This window comes from Loktanella salsilacus, assembly GCF_900114485.1.
Classification (GTDB): Bacteria; Pseudomonadota; Alphaproteobacteria; order Rhodobacterales; family Rhodobacteraceae; genus Loktanella; species Loktanella salsilacus.
Genome location: NZ_FOTF01000005.1, coordinates 203,672 through 220,171 on the forward strand (window position 1 = coordinate 203,672; position 16,500 = coordinate 220,171).

Genomic DNA, 16,500 nt, shown 5'->3' on the forward strand with positions numbered 1-16,500 from the left:
GCAATGTTAACGCGGCTGGGACAAGACGAAAGGCATCCACGGAATCTGTGGATAACTACGGGGGCAAAATGGCGTGGGTCCTAAATTTTCCTTATACTTCGGGGGGTTCATCGAAATGCCCGATATTTAAGCAATACATATAACCCTTTGATTTTACGCATCTTATTTATGAAGATTATGTAAACATCTCATCAGAGGTATAAATTTGGCCCTGCTACGCCAGATCGCTTGTCAAGGTGCATAACTTAACGTCGCGCTCATTATTCAACCCCAAGAACATCCGGCGTCTGCCATGCCAAATGCTGACCGCCATCCACAGCGATCATCTGGCCGGTGACCGCCTTGGCATCCAAAAGATAGCCAAGCGCGGCGCAAATATCGCCCGGATCAGCGCCGCGTTCCAACACCGTCGCGGCGCGTTGGCCCTTGAAATGCTCGGTCGATTGCCGCGCACCTTGTAGGGTCGGACCTGGACCAATCCCGTTGACGCGCACGCGCGGGGCAAGGCCTTGGGCGGCAGTGCGGGTCAGCGCCCAGAGCCCCATCTTGGCAAGGGTATAGGTCGCAAATTCCGGTGTCAGTTTCTGCACGCGCTGGTCCAGCATGTTGATGATCAGCCCCTGCGCCACCGGCTCGCCTTGTGCATCAATTGCGGGATCGGGCACTTGCTGGGCGAAGTGCTGGGTCAGCACAAAAGGCGCGCGCAGGTTGGAGTCCATATGACGGTCCCAGCTGCTGCGCGTGGCCGATGCGATGTTGTCGTATTCAAAGATCGACGCGTTGTTGACCAGCACGGTCAGCGGCCCCAAGGCCTGCACAGCGCGGTCAACCAAGGATTGAGTCGCCTCTTCATTCAGCAGATCGGCCTGCAGCGTGACAGCGCGGCGGCCTTTGGCGCGAATCGCGCCCGCGACCTCCTCTGCGCCATCCGCAGAACTGGCGTAGTGCACGGCAACATCGTGGCCGCGATCCGCCAGATACAGCGCCATAGCTCGGCCCAGCCGCGCCCCTGCCCCGGTGACCAGCGCGGTCATAGCAGCGACCAGACGTAGACAGCATAGGCACCCGTCAGGCCGATGCCCCAGATGCGCGTGATATCGGCGCGAAAGAATACCAGCGGGATCATCAGCAGCGCTGCGCCCAACATGACCCAAAGGTCAAAGGTCAGGAATTGCGCGTCCACAGGGACAGGGCCGACCAGCGTGGCGACGCCCATGATACCAAGCAAGTTGAACATGTTAGAACCGATGACATTGCCCAAGGCCACATCCGCTTGGCGGCGCAGGGCGGCCATCACGGTGGTCGCCAGTTCAGGCAGCGATGTGCCGACCGCGACCAATGTCAGACCGATGACACTGTCAGACAGACCGAAGTTTTGCGCGATGATCGTGGCCCCGGAAATGAGTAAATGCGATCCGATGGGCAAGCCGATCAGGCCAAGGACAAGGTAAAGGATGATCTGGGGCCAGCCCATTGATGGATCGGCGCCTTCGACCTCTGGCGCTGCGGCGCTGCGGCGCACGGTCAGGATGGCGTGGGTCAGCATCGCGGTCAGGCCCGCCAGCAAGATCAAGCCGCTGATCCAGTTCAGGGTGCCAGTAAAGCAAAGCGCGATGAACAGCACCGTCGCGGCAAGCATTTGCAAATAGCTGCTGCGGACATTTGTCTCTGACGTATGCATCACGGCCAAAAGCGCAGGCACGCCCAGCACCAGCAGCACGTTGGCTGTGTTCGATCCCACCACGTTGCCCAGTGCAAGGCCCGGCACGCCGTCCAGAATGGACTGGACCGAGATCAGCAATTCCGGCGCAGAGGTGCCGAAGGCGACGATGGTCAGCGACACGATCAGCGCAGGCACGCCAAGGCGCAGCGCGAGGTTGACCGCGCCTTTGACCAATGAATCGCCTGCAAAGATCAGGATAATCAGGCCAGCGGCCGCAAGAAACCATTCCATTCAGGGCTTTCCCTTTTCACAGGCGCAGGGGCCTTTACCAATATTATAGCGCCCGCATTTGGCGCATTTGGCCGCGGCCATCTGTTTTTGCCCCGGGAACCGCCATTTACCGAACAGCCCAAGGACAAAGAAGAACACCAAAAACAGGGCCGCGACCTTGATCAGCATTTACAGGCCGAACCGGGCAAAGGCGCTGCGATCCTCTATCGTGCCGATGGCGTCGCCCATCAGGCGCGCGCCAAAGCGGGACAGCAGGGACTTTTTCGGGCCAAAGCGGCGGAATTTAACCTTATCGCCATGAACCGCCTTCATCACGGGGACCAGGTGGCCGATGTCATCGATCAGGCCCTTGGCCTGCGCCTTTTGGCCGATCCAGACTTCACCAGAGAAGATGGCGAGGTCGTCGTCCAATTGCGCTTCCCTGCGTGATTTGACGTAGGTGATGAATATCTCGTGCAGGTCCGTCAGCCAGCCTTCAAGCTTGTGCACGTCTTCGGCCTTTTGCGGACGGAAGGGGTCGAGCATGGATTTGCTGGTGCCAGCGGTATGGACGCGGCGTTCAACCCCGTAGCGGTCAATCAGTTCGTGAAAGCCGAAGCCTGCGGAAATGACGCCGATCGACCCGACCAGCGAGCCAACGTCGGCGTAGATTTCATCTGCGGCGCAGGCGAGCCAGTAACCGCCAGAGGCCGCGACGTCTTCGACGAAAGCAATAACGGGGACGTTGTTTTCCTGTGACAGACGGCGGATGCGCGCGGCGATCAGGGACGATTGAACGGGGCTGCCGCCGGGACAGTTAATCTGCAGGGCGACGGCCTTTGGCTTGCCTTTGGTAAAGGCCTTTTGCAGCACAGGGGCCAGCGAGGCATCGTCGAGCCCGCGGCCAGAGGTGCTGATCGCGCCTTGCAGGCGCACGACATTGACGACCGGGTCGCGGTTCAGAAACGGGAGTTTGATTTTCATCCTCCCGATCTAGGCCCCCTGCCCCCGTGGGGCAAGGGTTGGCACCGCAGTTGCGGGCTAGGTTATTGCCGAATGCGCCAGCCTGTGCGGAAGATCCACCAGATTGCCGTCAGACAGGCCGCCATGAACAGGCTAATCGCCAGCAGCGACAAGCCGACGGGGACGTCTGCGGTGTCAAAGAACGCCCAGCGGAAGCCAGAGATCAGATAGACGACCGGGTTGAACATGGTGATCGTCTGCCAGATCGGTGGCAGCATCGTGACAGAGTAGAAAGAGCCGCCAAGGAAGACGAGCGGTGTGATGATCAGCAGCGGGATCAACTGCAGTTGTTCGAAGTTTCCGGCCCAGATGCCGATGATAAAGCCCAGTAGCGAGAAGCTGATGCAGGTCATGATCAGAAAGGCGAGCATCCAGAATGGATGGGCCACTTGGATATCAACGAAGAAAAAGGCGGTGATAAAGATGATGGTGCCGATGAACAGCGCCTTGGTTGCAGCCGCACCCACATATCCGACTGTGATTTCGATAAAGTTCACCGGGGCGGAGAGAAGTTCGTAGATCGTACCGATGAATTTCGGAAAGTAGATACCAAAGCTGGCGTTGCTGGTGGCCTGCGTCATCACTGACAGCATGATCAGGCCGGGGACAATGAATGCGCCATAGCTGACGTCCTCGACTGTCTCGATCCGGCTGCCGATGGCGGTGCCGAAGACCACGAAATACAGCGATGTCGACAGCACGGGGCTGATCAGCGACTGGGTGATGGTGCGAAAGAACCGCGCCATTTCAAAGCGGTAGATTGATTTTATCGCGGTCAGGTTCATGCGTTGTCCTTTACCAAGCCGACAAAGATGTCTTCGAGGCTGCTTTGCTGGGTTTGCAGGTCGGTCATGGTCAGGCCCGCGTTCGCCATGTCGTTCAGAAGCGTGCGGATGCCGGTGCGGTCCTTGCGGGTGTCATAGGTATAGACAAGGACGTTGCCGTCTTTTTCGAGCGTCAGATCATAATGCGCCAGCGCGGCGGGGATCGTCGTGGCGGGCTGGGCCAGATCGACGCGCAGCTGCTTTTTGCCCATCTGGGCCATCATTTCAGCCTTGTCTTGGATCAGCAGGATTTGACCTTTGCTGATGACGCCGACACGGTCGGCGATGGCCTCGGCCTCTTCGATGTAATGCGTTGTCAGGATGATCGTGACGCCTTGGCGTTTCAGGTCGGCGACAACGTTCCACATGTCTTTGCGCAGCTCTACGTCGACACCAGCGGTGGGTTCGTCAAGGAACAGCACGCGCGGCTCGTGCGCCAGCGCCTTGGCGATCAGCACGCGGCGCTTCATTCCGCCAGACAGTTCTTTGATCTTGGCGGTCGCCTTATCGTCCAGCGACAGGGATTTCAGGATTTCGGCGACGCGGGCGTCATCGCGGGGCTTGCCGAACAGACCGCGGGAAAAACGGACGGTGTTCTGCACCGTCTCGAACGGCTCTAGGTTAATCTCTTGCGGGACCAGACCGATCAGGCTGCGCGCGGCGCGGTATTCATGAACGGTGTCAAACCCGCCGACGGTGATGATGCCAGAGGTCGGCACCGTGATGCCGCAGATCGTGGAAATCAGCGTTGTTTTGCCGGCACCGTTGGGGCCCAGCAGGGCGAGGATTTCGCCTTCTTCAATCTCGAGGTTGATCCCCTTCAGCGCCTCGAATCCGGTGTCGTAGGATTTGCGCAGGTTCGTGACGGACACGATGGCAGTCATATGGCACCCTTAATCTGTGTTCGCGCAGAACATAGTCTGCACACACAACTGGCGATAGGTGCACCAGCGCACAGGGCAAGCGCGATTAAAATGCGAAAAGGCCGGGAACGGGTCCCGGCCTTTTGCAAGTTGTTGATCGCTTTAGAAGTTCAGCGAGATGTCGCGGTGATGCGACGAACACTCGGCGACTTCCAAAGCCTGTGCGCGGGGCAGACGCGGCTGCTGGCGCAGGCCGATCGTGTCATTGATCGCGGCGTCATACGCCTCGATCCCCGGCAGCAGTTCCGTCTTGGCGCGGGTGCGCCATTCGACTTCGGATGCGAACAGTTCATGCGCCTCGACGATGTATTCCATCGCACGCTCTGGATCAGGGGACCGGTCGTCGATTTCCTTGCGGGCATCGGCAAGCAGGCCGCGGATTTCGCGTCCGCCATCAATTCCGCCGAACATGGATTCGACCTCTTTGAAGCGGGCATCCGCAGTGTCGCGGTCCATCGTGGGTGCATCCGCCGCCAGCGCAGCGATCGGGTCAGCCAGTGGCGCAAGCGCATCAGCGCTGGCAATCACGGCCTTCAGTTCGACTACAGGCGCATAGGCCTGATCGACCGTGCGGCGATAGATATTGCGCGCGGTCTCGTTCTGCTTGTTGATCGCAGCGTAGGTGGTTTGCGTGTCTTCCCAAGTGGCGGGAATCTGCGCCTGCAGGGCGTCTACTTCGGCCTGCAGTCTGTCAGCACGGGCGGTCTGCCCTTCGCTGTCGCCAAACCCACGCGACGCCCGCACACGTAGATCGTCGATCTCTTTGGTGCGGATCAACATGTCACGCTGCAAAGCACGCACGATCTTATGCTCTGGCCGGTAGTCGACAGCCCCTGCAGTCTGCAGATCGCGGGTGGTTTCGATGTCGAGCACGAGACCCGGAACAGATTGCGCCTTTTCTAGACCATCGACCCAGTCGTCTTGCAGGTCTTTGGGCAGATAGGACACGTCCAGCGCGCCAGCAGCTGTGATCGCCGTGGCAATCTGATTGCCCCGCGTATCAAAGGCGTTGGTCACGTATTCCTCGATGCAGTATTGCAGCGCGGGGTTCACGGGCGGCGGTGCAGTTTCGGCCGTCAGCGATGTGCGCGCAGGCAGATAGTTCACCAGCGGCGGGTTGAAGGCCACGATCACAAGGGCTGCGATTTGCAGGCCGATAAAGGCGATGACACCCTTATAGATCTGGATCGTCTTGACCGCTGCCGGTGCGACGCCGCGCAGATAGAACAGCGCAAAGCCGAAGGGCGGTGTGAGGAACGAGGTCTGCAGGTTCAGACCGATCATCACGCCCAGCCAGACGGCGGAAACGTTCGCCTCTGGGTCGGCCAGCAGGATCGGGGCGACGATTGGCACCACGACCACAGCGATTTCGATGAAGTCCAGAAAGAAGCCCAGCACAAAGATCACGGCCATAACGATCATGAACTTGGTCCAGAAACCGCCCGGCAACCCTTCAAGGAAGTGCTTGACCAGCTCTTCACCGCCAAAGGCGCGGAAGGCGGCGGTCAGCATGGCGGCACCCAGCAGGATGATGAACACCAAGGACGTCGTCTTGGCGGTTTCCACCATGACGCCCGTCAGCGCGTCGTCGTTATAGAAGGCGCGCACGCCGGACCAGACAATGGACAGGACGATCATCCCGACGCCGATGGCGGCCAGTGTGACGCCGAACTTGTCGGACGCGGACTGCATGTTCAGGACGTTGGTGTTATAGTTGGACACCGTCCAAGCCACCAAGATAAGGCCTGCCGCCGCGATGATCGCGGGGATAAAGCGGCCGCCGCGCCCTTCGGGATGCAGGCGATAGCCCGCCATGATCAGCGCACCAGCGGCACCGATGGCACCAGCCTGGTTCACAGTCGCAACGCCCGAGATGATGGAACCCAGAACCAGCAGGATCAGGGCCAGCGGCGGCACCATGGCCAGCAGCACGTTGCCAAGGAAAGACGCGTCATACTTGCCTTCGTAAGGCACAGCAGGTGCCATTTTCGGGCGGAAGATCGCGATAGCCAGAACGTAGAGGATATAAATACCCACCAGCAGCAGACCCGGCACCAACGCACCAAGGAACATGTCACCAGCAGAGGTAGAGACGATGGCGAATTCCGACGGCATCGAAATCTCGCCTGTGGCAACCTTGTAGAGTTCCTGACGCGACGTGCCCGCCTGATCGACGGCAGAGGCAAGTTGGTCGGCCAGAATGATCAGCACGATAGATGGCGGAATGATCTGCCCCAAGGTGCCGGACGCGGCAATAACGCCGGATGACAGTGAGTTAGAGTAGCCGTTGCGCATCATGGCTGGCAGGGAAATCATGCCCATCGCAACCACGGTTGCGCCGACGATACCGGTTGTCGCAGCCAGCAGCGCGCCCACGACGATGACCGAAATGCCAAGGCCACCGGGGATCGGGCCAAACAGCTGGGCCATGTTGACCAGCAGGTCCTCTGCGATCTTGGACCGCTGAAGCATGATGCCCATAAAGATGAACAGCGGAATGGCGATCAGGGTGTCACGCTCGGGTTCCCAATAGACCCCGCGCAGGTTGGTGACGCCCGCAGACAGCCACTGAGACGGGCCGCCATTGGCGAAATAGGCAGAGGTCGTGCCCTCGAACAAGTAGCCAGCCGCGGCGGCGACGCCGACGGTTATGATTGCAGAGCCCGGAAGGGCAAAGGCCACGGGGTAACCGGAGCCGAGCGCCGTCGCCATGACGACAAGCAGCATTAGTAGAAAAAAGAGTTCCATGTCGTGTCCCCGTTCAGATCATGTCGGCGTGCGTTTCACGCGCGCCCGGTTCGCCGCGCTTGTCGGCGATGGCTTCCAGAAACTGGGCCACGAATTGTATCATCATCGTAATGGCGAAAATCGCCAGAAAGCCTGCCATCATGTATTTGACGTACATGCCAAAGCCGGATTGCGTGGTTTCAAAAACCAAGATGGGGCCAACGATGATGGACGAAGATGTGCCGAACCCCAAGATCAGGATCGTCCAGCACAGCGCCATGCCCAGCACGATGGACCCAACGGCGTTCACGCGCCCTTTGGTTTCGCGGCGCATAGAGGCATAGAGAAGGTCAACACGCACATGGCCTTCTTCGAGCAAGGTGTAAGCCGAGGCGAAGAGGAACAGCGCGCCGTACCAAAAACGGACAAGGTCGGCCATGAAGGCTTGCTCGTACGAAAAGACGAAGCGGGACAGCACGATCAACAGTTCAGCGCCGACCACAAGCAGCGACAGCCAGATAAAGCCAAGGCCCCGCGTCACAGACCCAAGCACGATGCCAATCAGCATCAGCGGGACGTGGAAATACATGCCGCGGTAATCCGCGCGGCCCAGATTGGACGACATATCGCTACCGACGATGCCGTCCAGCATGTTCTGCACCCGCAAGAAGGACAGGATCGCGTCGCCCATGCCAACGAGCAGGACGACAAAGAAGGCAGAGCGCACCAAAAAGCGGTTAAAGTTGCTGATCCGTGCTGCATCGGCGCGCAATGCGGTGCCAGGCGACGAGATCACATAGCCAATCGCCAGTGCGGCGGCGAGCAACAGGATCGCGACCTGCACCAGCCCAAGGGCCGATATCTGCCCAGAGACGGTTGCCGTCACGCCGGGAAAGTCGAACCAGAATTGCAGGACGACATTGATCATGTAGGCAGCTAATACGGCGAGCACCGTCCAGCCAAATCCGCGCGCCAACAATGCGCGCGACGCCACTTGCGTTTCCATCCCGTTCCCCCCGGATGCTATTAGTTTTTTATTAACGCTGAACGGGGCGAGCATTGCCCGCCCCGTTCGCGCCGAACCATTCGGCCCGGATATGCCGCGTTGGCAATTAGATGTCGAGCACGCGGTTCCGCTTGTTGACATAGGCGGCGTCGGACAGAGCAGTCCAAGCACCAATGTCAGCGCGTGCCTTCAGGTGGCTGTCGAAGATTTCGGCGGCCAGCGGGCTGTGATCACGTGCCTCTTCGATGACTTCAGCCGACGCAGACCCGAAGGCTTCGTAGACGTCATCGTTGAATTCACGCAGTTCGACACCGTATTCGTCGATCAGCTTATTCAGGTACGTACCGTTGTTGGCATTGTTTTCTGCCATTGACAGGGCGTTCTCTTCGGCGCAGGCAATTTTGATCATGGTCTGATCAATGGCAGGAACGGTCGACCACCAGGTCTTGTTCATGCCCATGCACAGCTGCGAACCTGGCTCGTGGAAACCGGGCCAGTAGTAGTACTTGGCGGCTTCATAAAGCTTCAGGAAGTAGTCGTTCCACGGACCAACCCATTCGGTCGCGTCGATCGCGCCGGAGACCAGGTTTTCGTAGATCTGACCGCCAGGGACGGACACAGGGGACGCGCCCAGTTTCGCCATGACGTCGCCGCCAAGGCCGGGGATACGCATCTTCAGGCCGCGGATGTCGTCAACGGATTCGATTTCTTTGTTGAACCAACCGCCCATCTGCACGCCGGTGTTACCAGCCGGGAAGCCGATGACGCCAAATTCGTCGCCCAGCTTCTCATACAGCTCTTGGCCGCCGCCGAACTTCATCCATGCGTCGATTTCCGTATAGGTCAGACCCATGGGAATCGCGGTGAACGGGGACCAGCCAGCGTGCTTGCCCTTCCAGTAGTAGTCAGCGCCGATGTAAGCCTGAGAGTTGCCGGAAGCGACCTCATCAAAGCTGTCGAATGCGCCGACGCGCTCGCCTGCTGCGAAGTACTGAACCGCAATGCGGCCCTCTGTCAGTTCTTCGATACGGGCGGCCAAACGCTGCGCACTCGTTCCCAGACCTGGGAAATCGCGTGGCCACGTGGATACGATGTTCATTTCGATCCGGCTTTGCGCCAGCATCGGTGTCGCCAGCGTGGTGGCAGCGGTGCCAACGGCAGCGGACGTCAGAAATTGTCTGCGTTTCATATTTTTATCCTCCTGTTGGGCAAAGTCGCAACTTATCGGTTTTGCCTAACGCCAAACTTAATAACACAGGCGAACGGTGGTCAATTCATTTTACCAAAACCGCGCATCATTCGTACAAAAACAACCTGAGAGCGCTAACATTCTATCCACTCAAGCCTAGAAATCGCCTGTTAATTGGTCTGCTGAACTTTGTGCAAGAATCGTCACATTTGGGTCTGGACGCGCCCAAAACTGGCCGTTATAGACGCCTCAGGTTTTCCGACGTAGCTCAGCGGTAGAGCAGTTGACTGTTAATCAATTGGTCGTAGGTTCGATCCCTACCGTCGGAGCCAATCACTCTTAAAGCATTGAGTTTATTGGCAATTTGCGATTTGAATCGCAGACCACCAGACATGGCACGATTCCTGTCACCCCGCTTGGCACAAATGCTGGCACAGGAGTCGGAGACATGCGCAGGCGCAGCACGGCACAATCGCATCTTGAATACCGGTTATCGGGTTATCACTGGCGTCGGCGCTGCCCCACGCGGGTTATGAAAATCTGGACCCCATCAACGAAACTCTCACTCATCTTTCCCTTGCGATCCCACGTCCTTCCCGAAGCGAAGGCCCTCGCTCAGAAGCTAACGCTTCTGAGCGACATCGCCTTCGCCGGAGTGACGGAGAGAACGATGGCGATTGCGCCCGACATCATCGACCGGCTTCTCGTGGGCCTTTGCCGCTTCCTCATCGAAGCAGCAGATGCATTGCGTGAACGGGCGCCTATGCGTTCTGCGGATGTCGCAGCCTATGAGTTCGCCTGCGCGAATGCCGCTGTCGAAACGCTGAGACAGGCAATTGCAACACGTGACCGTGACATTGCCCGCAACCCGCTCCGGCAAGTTGCCAAGCATCTTGGCATTGCGCTCGACGAGGCAGATGCAGATTGGCAGCGGCTCGCATTCCGTGCACTGCGCGTAATGCTTGACGCCGAACAGGAAAATTTCCGGCGGGATCAGGGCGATTTCGATGGCCCCTGCCCAGCCCTGAAAGCCGCGCGCTCGCTGATCGACGAAACTGTCGACGTGTTCATCAAGCCCGTCGCGAAGCATGTCCTCACTACGACAGATACGGCTTCCTCTCCGGCGACGGTTTTCACCGAAACAATCAGTGCTCCATACGTTGCGGAGACATTTGCGGAAACCTCGACAAACACTTCGGTCCCGCCGAAAGCGGTCGAAATGGCAAACACGCCCCAACCGATCGGCACAACGTCAGAGTGCCCATCAGAAAAAGACCAAATCAAAACAACATGTCCGAGGATCATGGAGGGGGCCAATGAGTATATCGAACAGCGCAGTCTTGGTTACATAGACTTCAACCCTTTCGAGCAGTTCAATGCAAAGTCGGGAGAAAGCTGGGCGAAAAATTCGGCACCGAACGTCCTTTCGACAGCTAGACTACTATCGCGAATGTGTGCGGACAAACAGTTTGATCAGATTTCCGACCGAGAACTCATGTCTGCGTTTGAACTTATTACGCGGGTTCCACGTTCATACCAAGCCAAGACAAGCAAGAAGACACCCAAAGAAGCCGCTGACGAGGCTGACGCCACCGAGAAGCACAATGCGCGGGTCAAGCACGCGCAGTTGGAAAAAGACTGCGCCAGCCCGGGTAGGATCGAGTATGAACTTCTGAAGATCCGTATCCCGCGCCTGCGGGTGAATACGATCTACCGTCACATGCAGGACTTCCAAAGAATCTGCGAATTCATCAAAAAGCGTGGGCATCTGTCATCGAGCATCATGGAAAATCATATCTGGAGTAGCCGTGAACTCACCCGTCGTCTTATTCTCGAGGAACATAACGAACGACTAACGTGGTGCGGCAAACTCAATGGGCTGTTCCGTTCACTTATCTTTCAGGACGAACTGGAAGACAAAGGCGACCCGCTTTTCTGGGCACCTCTGATTGCGCTTCACATGGGGCTGCGGAGCGAAGAAATTCTTCAACTTTACCTGAGCGATATTCAGGTGATTGATGACATCCCGTGCATCGTGCTGCGCCAGGGCCCCGGGCAGAGTCTAAAAAGCGAGGCCTCCCACCGGACCGTTCCCATTCACGACAATCTGATCAAACTCGGCTTCATGCATCTCGTTGCCACACTGGAGCGCGCCGGAGAGCCACGGCTGTTTCCGTGGCTTAAGAGGAGCGAGTCAAAAAAGACATACACCGAGAATTTCTCGAAGAGGTTCACGAAGTATCGGAAGGACAACAAAATCTATGACCCGCAGCGTGACTTCCATAGCTTTCGCACGACATTTAACTCCTTGCTGATCGAAATGCGATGCAATGATACGGAACGACGTGCTCTGATGGGCCATGTCGAGCACGACGTCGGCATCACGAATTACAACCCCGGCGGATTTTCGAATTCGATCCAGCTGGAAAACGTGAATTCGATTTCAATCGACATTTCGATCATCCGTCCTCCGTTCGGTGACGTGCAGTCGGCCAATGTTACTGAACTGTTTTCTCACCGCACGAAGAACACCGCTTAATGCGAGCGACCCGAACAAAAGCTTGTTTTTCTATTGCAGGCATACAGCTAATCGATGACCTATGACCTATGACCTATGACGACAGCGGGCCGACCGCTTCCAAAGTCGCTATGAAGAAAAAAGTGGCCCTTTCACTACCTTCAGAGTGAAGAAAATTGCATGTGGTGCAAACTTGGCGATGCATTGCTACAGAAAGGAATGTGCGCATGACGGATAGAGTTGAACCGGGGCAACCAGCCGCTGACTCCGATCAATTCGTTGATGCCTTAAAGAAAGGTCTCAAGACCGACGCTTTGCGGATCTTGGAACAAACCGACTTCGATGCCGATGCAGGGGACGGTCTGCCACTCCGGGTCTCGATAGAACTTGGCTTTGTTGAGATAGCATCGCAACTTCTTGTCGCTGGTGCCAATCCAAACGCGGCGGCCGGAATGAGCAAATGCCCGATCGTTCTGGCGCTGGAAAACGAGTATTTCGACTTGGCAGAGCTCATGCTGAGCAAGGGCGCTGAAATCTCTATTCGAGATCAGAATGGTTGGACACCGCTTATATGGGCCGCAATCAAGGGTCGGCAGAAGGTGGTAGAATTTTTGATCAAAAGGGGGGCCGATATTCATGTTTGCAGTGATGACGGTTGGAATGCAATTACCGGAGCCTTCTTCAAGAATCATAAGCCCATCGTAAAGTTTCTGAGCGACCACGGCGCGAAGTTCGGTGAAAAATACCGCGAGGCGGCACTACTTTCAGCCTACGAACACGGCTCCATAGACATAGTGAAGTCGCTGATTTTTGATGGTGTCAGCGTAAACATCGGAACAGCGGAAGGACAGCCGCTGCTCATTTTGGTCCTCGCGCGTGGCGACCTCGAGATGCTCGACCTGCTCTTAAAGGCTGGAGCGGACGTCAATATTCGGGACATCGCAGGCAATCCAGCTTTGGTAAGTGCCATTGCGAATGCACAATACCCGGGTGCCATTCGTCTTGTCGAACATGGCGCATCCGCGAATGTCAAAGGTCTAAAATGGGCAGCTATCCATCTCGCCGCGCGGTATGGTCGCACCGACCTTTGCCAAGTTCTCCTCGAGGCTGGTGCATCGGTAGATCAGTTAGGGGATTCATCACACACGGCTTTGATGCTCGCGTGCGAAGAAAACCACGTCGAAACAGTGCAACTTCTGTTGGAGCACGGAGCAGATCCTCATCGCGAGAACGCGAAAGGACGCACTCCTGAACGTCTTTCACTTAACGCCCTGGGCAATGCTACGGAAACTACGTTGTTTCTGCGACAGGCCGGTGGTGGGTAATGCAAATCGTTCGTGAGGACGTTTTCGACGCCGTCAGGCGTGGATACAATGATCTCAAACTCGTTTCCGAGGAAGAAATTACGGCGTATTTCGGGACCATCGATACGGCGAGCGTGCTGGGGCATTCCAACCACATAAAGGGTATCCTCTTCGAACAGGAATATGTCGAAGCTCTGGAATTAAGCGGTTTCAGTGCAAGCTTATTTGAGACCACCAATCATCCCGGCACCGATGTCATGGTATTCGGTGGCGTCGATGGGGTGACAGAGATCCAGTTGAAAGCATCAGATTCAGTGAGCTATGTGACGGCTGCGATGCAGGAAGACCCTGAGACTGCATTTGCAGTTACTTCTGAGGTTGCCTCCCTAATCGGGGCCGATCTCGTCATTAATACCGGGATAGAAAACGCCGCTCTTGAAGCCGCCGTAGAAGAAACCTTGTTTGCCGAAGTTATCTCTCCGTTTGGCGCGTTTTCGTTGTTCCGGTTACTCATAGGCCTGCCATTTTAGCCCCTGACACCGATGACCCTAAAGGTCGTTCTACTCGCTCGCTTGAAGTTCAGCGGCAAACGTCAAAGCTTGCACCAATCCAGCATTCTTATAGCCATGCAATCTCGTTCAAGGACCTGTTCAGATTCAGCAGAAGGTCGAACACTCGATCATTTCACGTAACAAGTGTCGTCGGTCAGTCGTCAATCGCACGCCGGCGTTAGCAGCAGAAGAATGGGAGCCAGCGTGCGCGCTGCGGGTGATCCAGCCCGACAACGGGGAGCACCGCTCCCTCAAGACGGCGCATCCAGGGATGCGCCGCATAGATCAGACGTCAAAGAAACTGTTCGCGATGACATAGGCCTTGGCACCGTCGAGGCCTCCTTCGATTGCCGAAACAAGGTCGACGATCTCACCCTGCATGAACAGGATAGCATTCGCGTCGTCGCTTCGGACCGGCATGGTGTATCCGGAATCCGGATCGTGTTCGTGGCCACGCCAGACCAGCGTCGTTCCGCCCTCGATCACCTTATCTAACACAGCAAGAAATGCCTCGAGGTCGCGCAGAAACGCCTCATTGAGGATATCCTGCTGCGCAAGGCGGCGGCTGATATCGGTCGCAAAGGTGCGATGGCGCGGCTCGAGAAGCGAAATGAGCTTTGCATCCAGACACTTGCGAACCAGGCGGGCTTGACGAAGGGCGTCGGCGACGAGGTCTACAACCATCTCCATCATGCTACCTCCCGAATTGCAAAAGCGCGGACCATCTTCAGCGCCGCGAGGCCCCGTTCCAGCGCCTCTGCGCAAATTCGCGCATCATCAGCGCGGGGATCATCCGGATCGACATCGAAGAAAAGAGCCGCCTCCGGACTGTTCAGATCATTCGTGAACTCGAGGGTCAGCAGGCGGTGAAGCGCGCGCAGGTCGGTCTCAACCTCTTCGGGCTCAGCGGCATTGGCGATCGCATTGGCCACCCTCGCGGCACGGCGTTCCCAGGGATCGCCGCCGAGCAGCTGGGTTGCCGAGACCAATTGATCGGCGTCGGCCAATAACCAGGTTGCGAATTCGCGGCGGGTGTTTGCGGCCTGAAGCGCGGTCCGCATATCTTTGGTAGCGTATTTCATTTGGGTCTCCATTGAGATCCGGGAGCTTGAGTGCCCCGGTCAAGATCGGACCGCGCTTCCGGTCCGAGATATGGCGTTGTTGACGCCTTTCTTCCTTTCTAATCTACATTTGTGGTCGCCGCGGCCGCGCCCTCACCCGAGGGGCGCGGATCGTGGAGGTCCACAATCTTACTCGACCTTCTCCTTTCAAAAAACGGCACTGGTGGTGCCGTCGAACCTTGGGGCGCAGGTGAAACGAATTGCGTTGTTAGCGACTAGTTTCTTCACCACTTGGGAGCAGACCTATAATTCAGGACGTCCACAGGTCATTCTTGGCATTTAGTTTTATGATTTTTTTCGGCCCAAAGATCAGGCTACGGCTTAACCGCGATGCATGTGCTGGCCTCTAAGGCGGGCGCTGGGCAAAAAACGGGTCAATACAAACGTCTAGCATAACCTGAAATCGCCGACCGCCACTTCGGCCTACCACAGAATCCGATGGCTAAACTTGCGTTGCGAGGAGTTAGAATCGACAGCCGGCACAGTCCTCATCAAAACAAATTCCAACAGTGTCAACGAAGGAGTTGACGGATTCCGGAATTGTTCACAAAATTGACGCGGGGAGTGCTGCACTAACTCATGGCGCCGTGGCTGCCATGTATGTCCGGACGATATCCTTGGAGCATCAATGCGACCAACGGCTTGGGCGTCAAAACGTCGACCAACCCCGACTTTAGATGGCTGCTTTGCTTGTAACCGTCGAAAGACCACAACAGCCCTTGGCCTTTCCAGATTAGGCGTGCTTCCTTTCCGTCAGCAATGATTGTCCCGTCGGGTAGCGACATACAATCCGCTTGGTATGTTACCTTTTCGCGGCGGGCGATCCGCGACTTGTGCAACATCCAATCAACGGTCTGTGGAACCGTGCGACCCTCTTTTGGGCCTCCATGCACAGCCTTCCATATGCGGATAAATTCGAGATAACGATCACGTCGACAGGTCGCGCAAGGGCGGTGCCCCGCTGCGAAAGCCGTCGCCTCATCAAGAAAGAATAGCTCGGTATATGCTCCCGGGCTCATGACAGGCCGCTTTCGACCATTGAACGAGAGCGAGCAGGCGGTGTTTGTCAAACATGTTGTCCGCCGATTTCATGCGGCGTCTCTGATTTCAGGGGCGCTGATTTCGGTTTCTGGGTTGAGCCAGACGGGTCCGGCGGGTTGCCAGTTGCGGGTTTTGCCTGACCAGCGTTCTGGGTTTTGCGCACGCGCATTTGCATAGAGCATGGCGCGGTTTGCCAGCGTTGCGCGGTCATGGCCAGCGTGGCGTGCGCCCGGAGTGACGAAGCGGATGGCGCTGTGCAGATGCTCGCCGTTATACCAATTGGCGAAGGATTTTACCCAAGCCTGAGCATCTGTTTTTGTGGCAAAGCCCTTGCTTGGCC

13 protein-coding genes, 1 tRNA gene and 1 pseudogene are annotated in these 16,500 nt (G+C 57.1%); 4 read left to right on the forward strand and 11 right to left on the reverse strand.

The window, feature by feature from the left end:
* Positions 1-260: 260 nt before the first annotated feature.
* The 8 genes from BM131_RS06245 to BM131_RS06280 all read right to left on the reverse strand — a co-directional run bounded on the left by BM131_RS06245 (position 261) and on the right by BM131_RS06280 (position 9,625).
* Positions 261-1,034, reverse strand: a complete 774-nt coding sequence (locus BM131_RS06245; RefSeq protein WP_090187119.1) for an SDR family oxidoreductase — start codon at positions 1,032-1,034, stop codon at positions 261-263.
* Positions 1,031-1,954, reverse strand: a complete 924-nt coding sequence (locus BM131_RS06250; RefSeq protein WP_090187122.1) for a calcium/sodium antiporter — start codon at positions 1,952-1,954, stop codon at positions 1,031-1,033. Before BM131_RS06250 ends, BM131_RS06245 begins: the two co-directional genes overlap by 4 nt.
* Positions 1,955-2,122: 168 nt before the next feature.
* Positions 2,123-2,917: a S49 family peptidase gene (locus tag BM131_RS06255; protein WP_090187124.1), complete on the reverse strand. Its 795-nt coding sequence runs from the start codon at positions 2,915-2,917 to the stop codon at positions 2,123-2,125.
* A gap of 62 nt (positions 2,918-2,979) precedes the next feature.
* On the reverse strand, positions 2,980-3,741 hold the full coding sequence (locus tag BM131_RS06260) for an ABC transporter permease (protein WP_090187126.1): 762 nt from the start codon (positions 3,739-3,741) through the stop codon (positions 2,980-2,982).
* Positions 3,738-4,664: an ABC transporter ATP-binding protein gene (locus BM131_RS06265; protein WP_090187129.1), complete on the reverse strand. Its 927-nt coding sequence runs from the start codon at positions 4,662-4,664 to the stop codon at positions 3,738-3,740. The genes BM131_RS06260 and BM131_RS06265 overlap by 4 nt, the downstream gene beginning before the upstream one ends.
* Before the next feature lie 141 nt (positions 4,665-4,805).
* On the reverse strand, positions 4,806-7,451 hold the full coding sequence (locus BM131_RS06270) for a TRAP transporter large permease (protein ID WP_090187132.1): 2,646 nt from the start codon (positions 7,449-7,451) through the stop codon (positions 4,806-4,808).
* A 13-nt stretch (positions 7,452-7,464) separates the two neighbouring features.
* Positions 7,465-8,436, reverse strand: a complete 972-nt coding sequence (locus BM131_RS06275; protein ID WP_217646845.1) for a TRAP transporter small permease subunit — start codon at positions 8,434-8,436, stop codon at positions 7,465-7,467.
* A gap of 106 nt (positions 8,437-8,542) precedes the next feature.
* A complete protein-coding gene (locus BM131_RS06280) occupies positions 8,543-9,625 on the reverse strand; it encodes a TRAP transporter substrate-binding protein (protein WP_090187137.1) in 1,083 nt (360 codons plus the stop codon).
* A gap of 257 nt (positions 9,626-9,882) precedes the next feature.
* Between BM131_RS06280 and BM131_RS06285 the strand changes: the two genes are divergently transcribed.
* The 4 genes from BM131_RS06285 to BM131_RS06300 all read left to right on the forward strand — a co-directional run bounded on the left by BM131_RS06285 (position 9,883) and on the right by BM131_RS06300 (position 13,977).
* Positions 9,883-9,957: transfer RNA gene (locus BM131_RS06285), tRNA-Asn, on the forward strand.
* 200 nt (positions 9,958-10,157) lie between these two features.
* Positions 10,158-12,164 (forward strand): site-specific integrase, encoded by a 2,007-nt coding sequence (locus BM131_RS06290; protein ID WP_175499204.1) that lies wholly within the window; start codon positions 10,158-10,160, stop codon positions 12,162-12,164.
* Between the two features lie 206 nt (positions 12,165-12,370).
* The gene (locus BM131_RS06295) at positions 12,371-13,468 is read left to right on the forward strand and encodes an ankyrin repeat domain-containing protein (protein ID WP_090187142.1); all 1,098 of its coding nucleotides are present in this window, start codon (positions 12,371-12,373) and stop codon (positions 13,466-13,468) included.
* A complete protein-coding gene (locus tag BM131_RS06300; protein ID WP_090187145.1) occupies positions 13,468-13,977 on the forward strand; it encodes a hypothetical protein in 510 nt (169 codons plus the stop codon). Before BM131_RS06295 ends, BM131_RS06300 begins: the two co-directional genes overlap by 1 nt.
* A gap of 306 nt (positions 13,978-14,283) precedes the next feature.
* Here BM131_RS06300 and BM131_RS06305 read toward each other — a convergent pair whose 3' ends face one another.
* The 3 genes and pseudogenes from BM131_RS06305 to BM131_RS20220 form a co-directional block, all read right to left on the reverse strand.
* The gene (locus BM131_RS06305) at positions 14,284-14,691 is read right to left on the reverse strand and encodes a hypothetical protein (protein WP_245754152.1); all 408 of its coding nucleotides are present in this window, start codon (positions 14,689-14,691) and stop codon (positions 14,284-14,286) included.
* A complete protein-coding gene (locus tag BM131_RS06310) occupies positions 14,688-15,080 on the reverse strand; it encodes a hypothetical protein (RefSeq protein ID WP_090187151.1) in 393 nt (130 codons plus the stop codon). The genes BM131_RS06305 and BM131_RS06310 overlap by 4 nt, the downstream gene beginning before the upstream one ends.
* Positions 15,081-16,207: 1,127 nt before the next feature.
* A pseudogene (locus BM131_RS20220) lies at positions 16,208-16,500 on the reverse strand (IS3 family transposase); the annotation flags it as partial.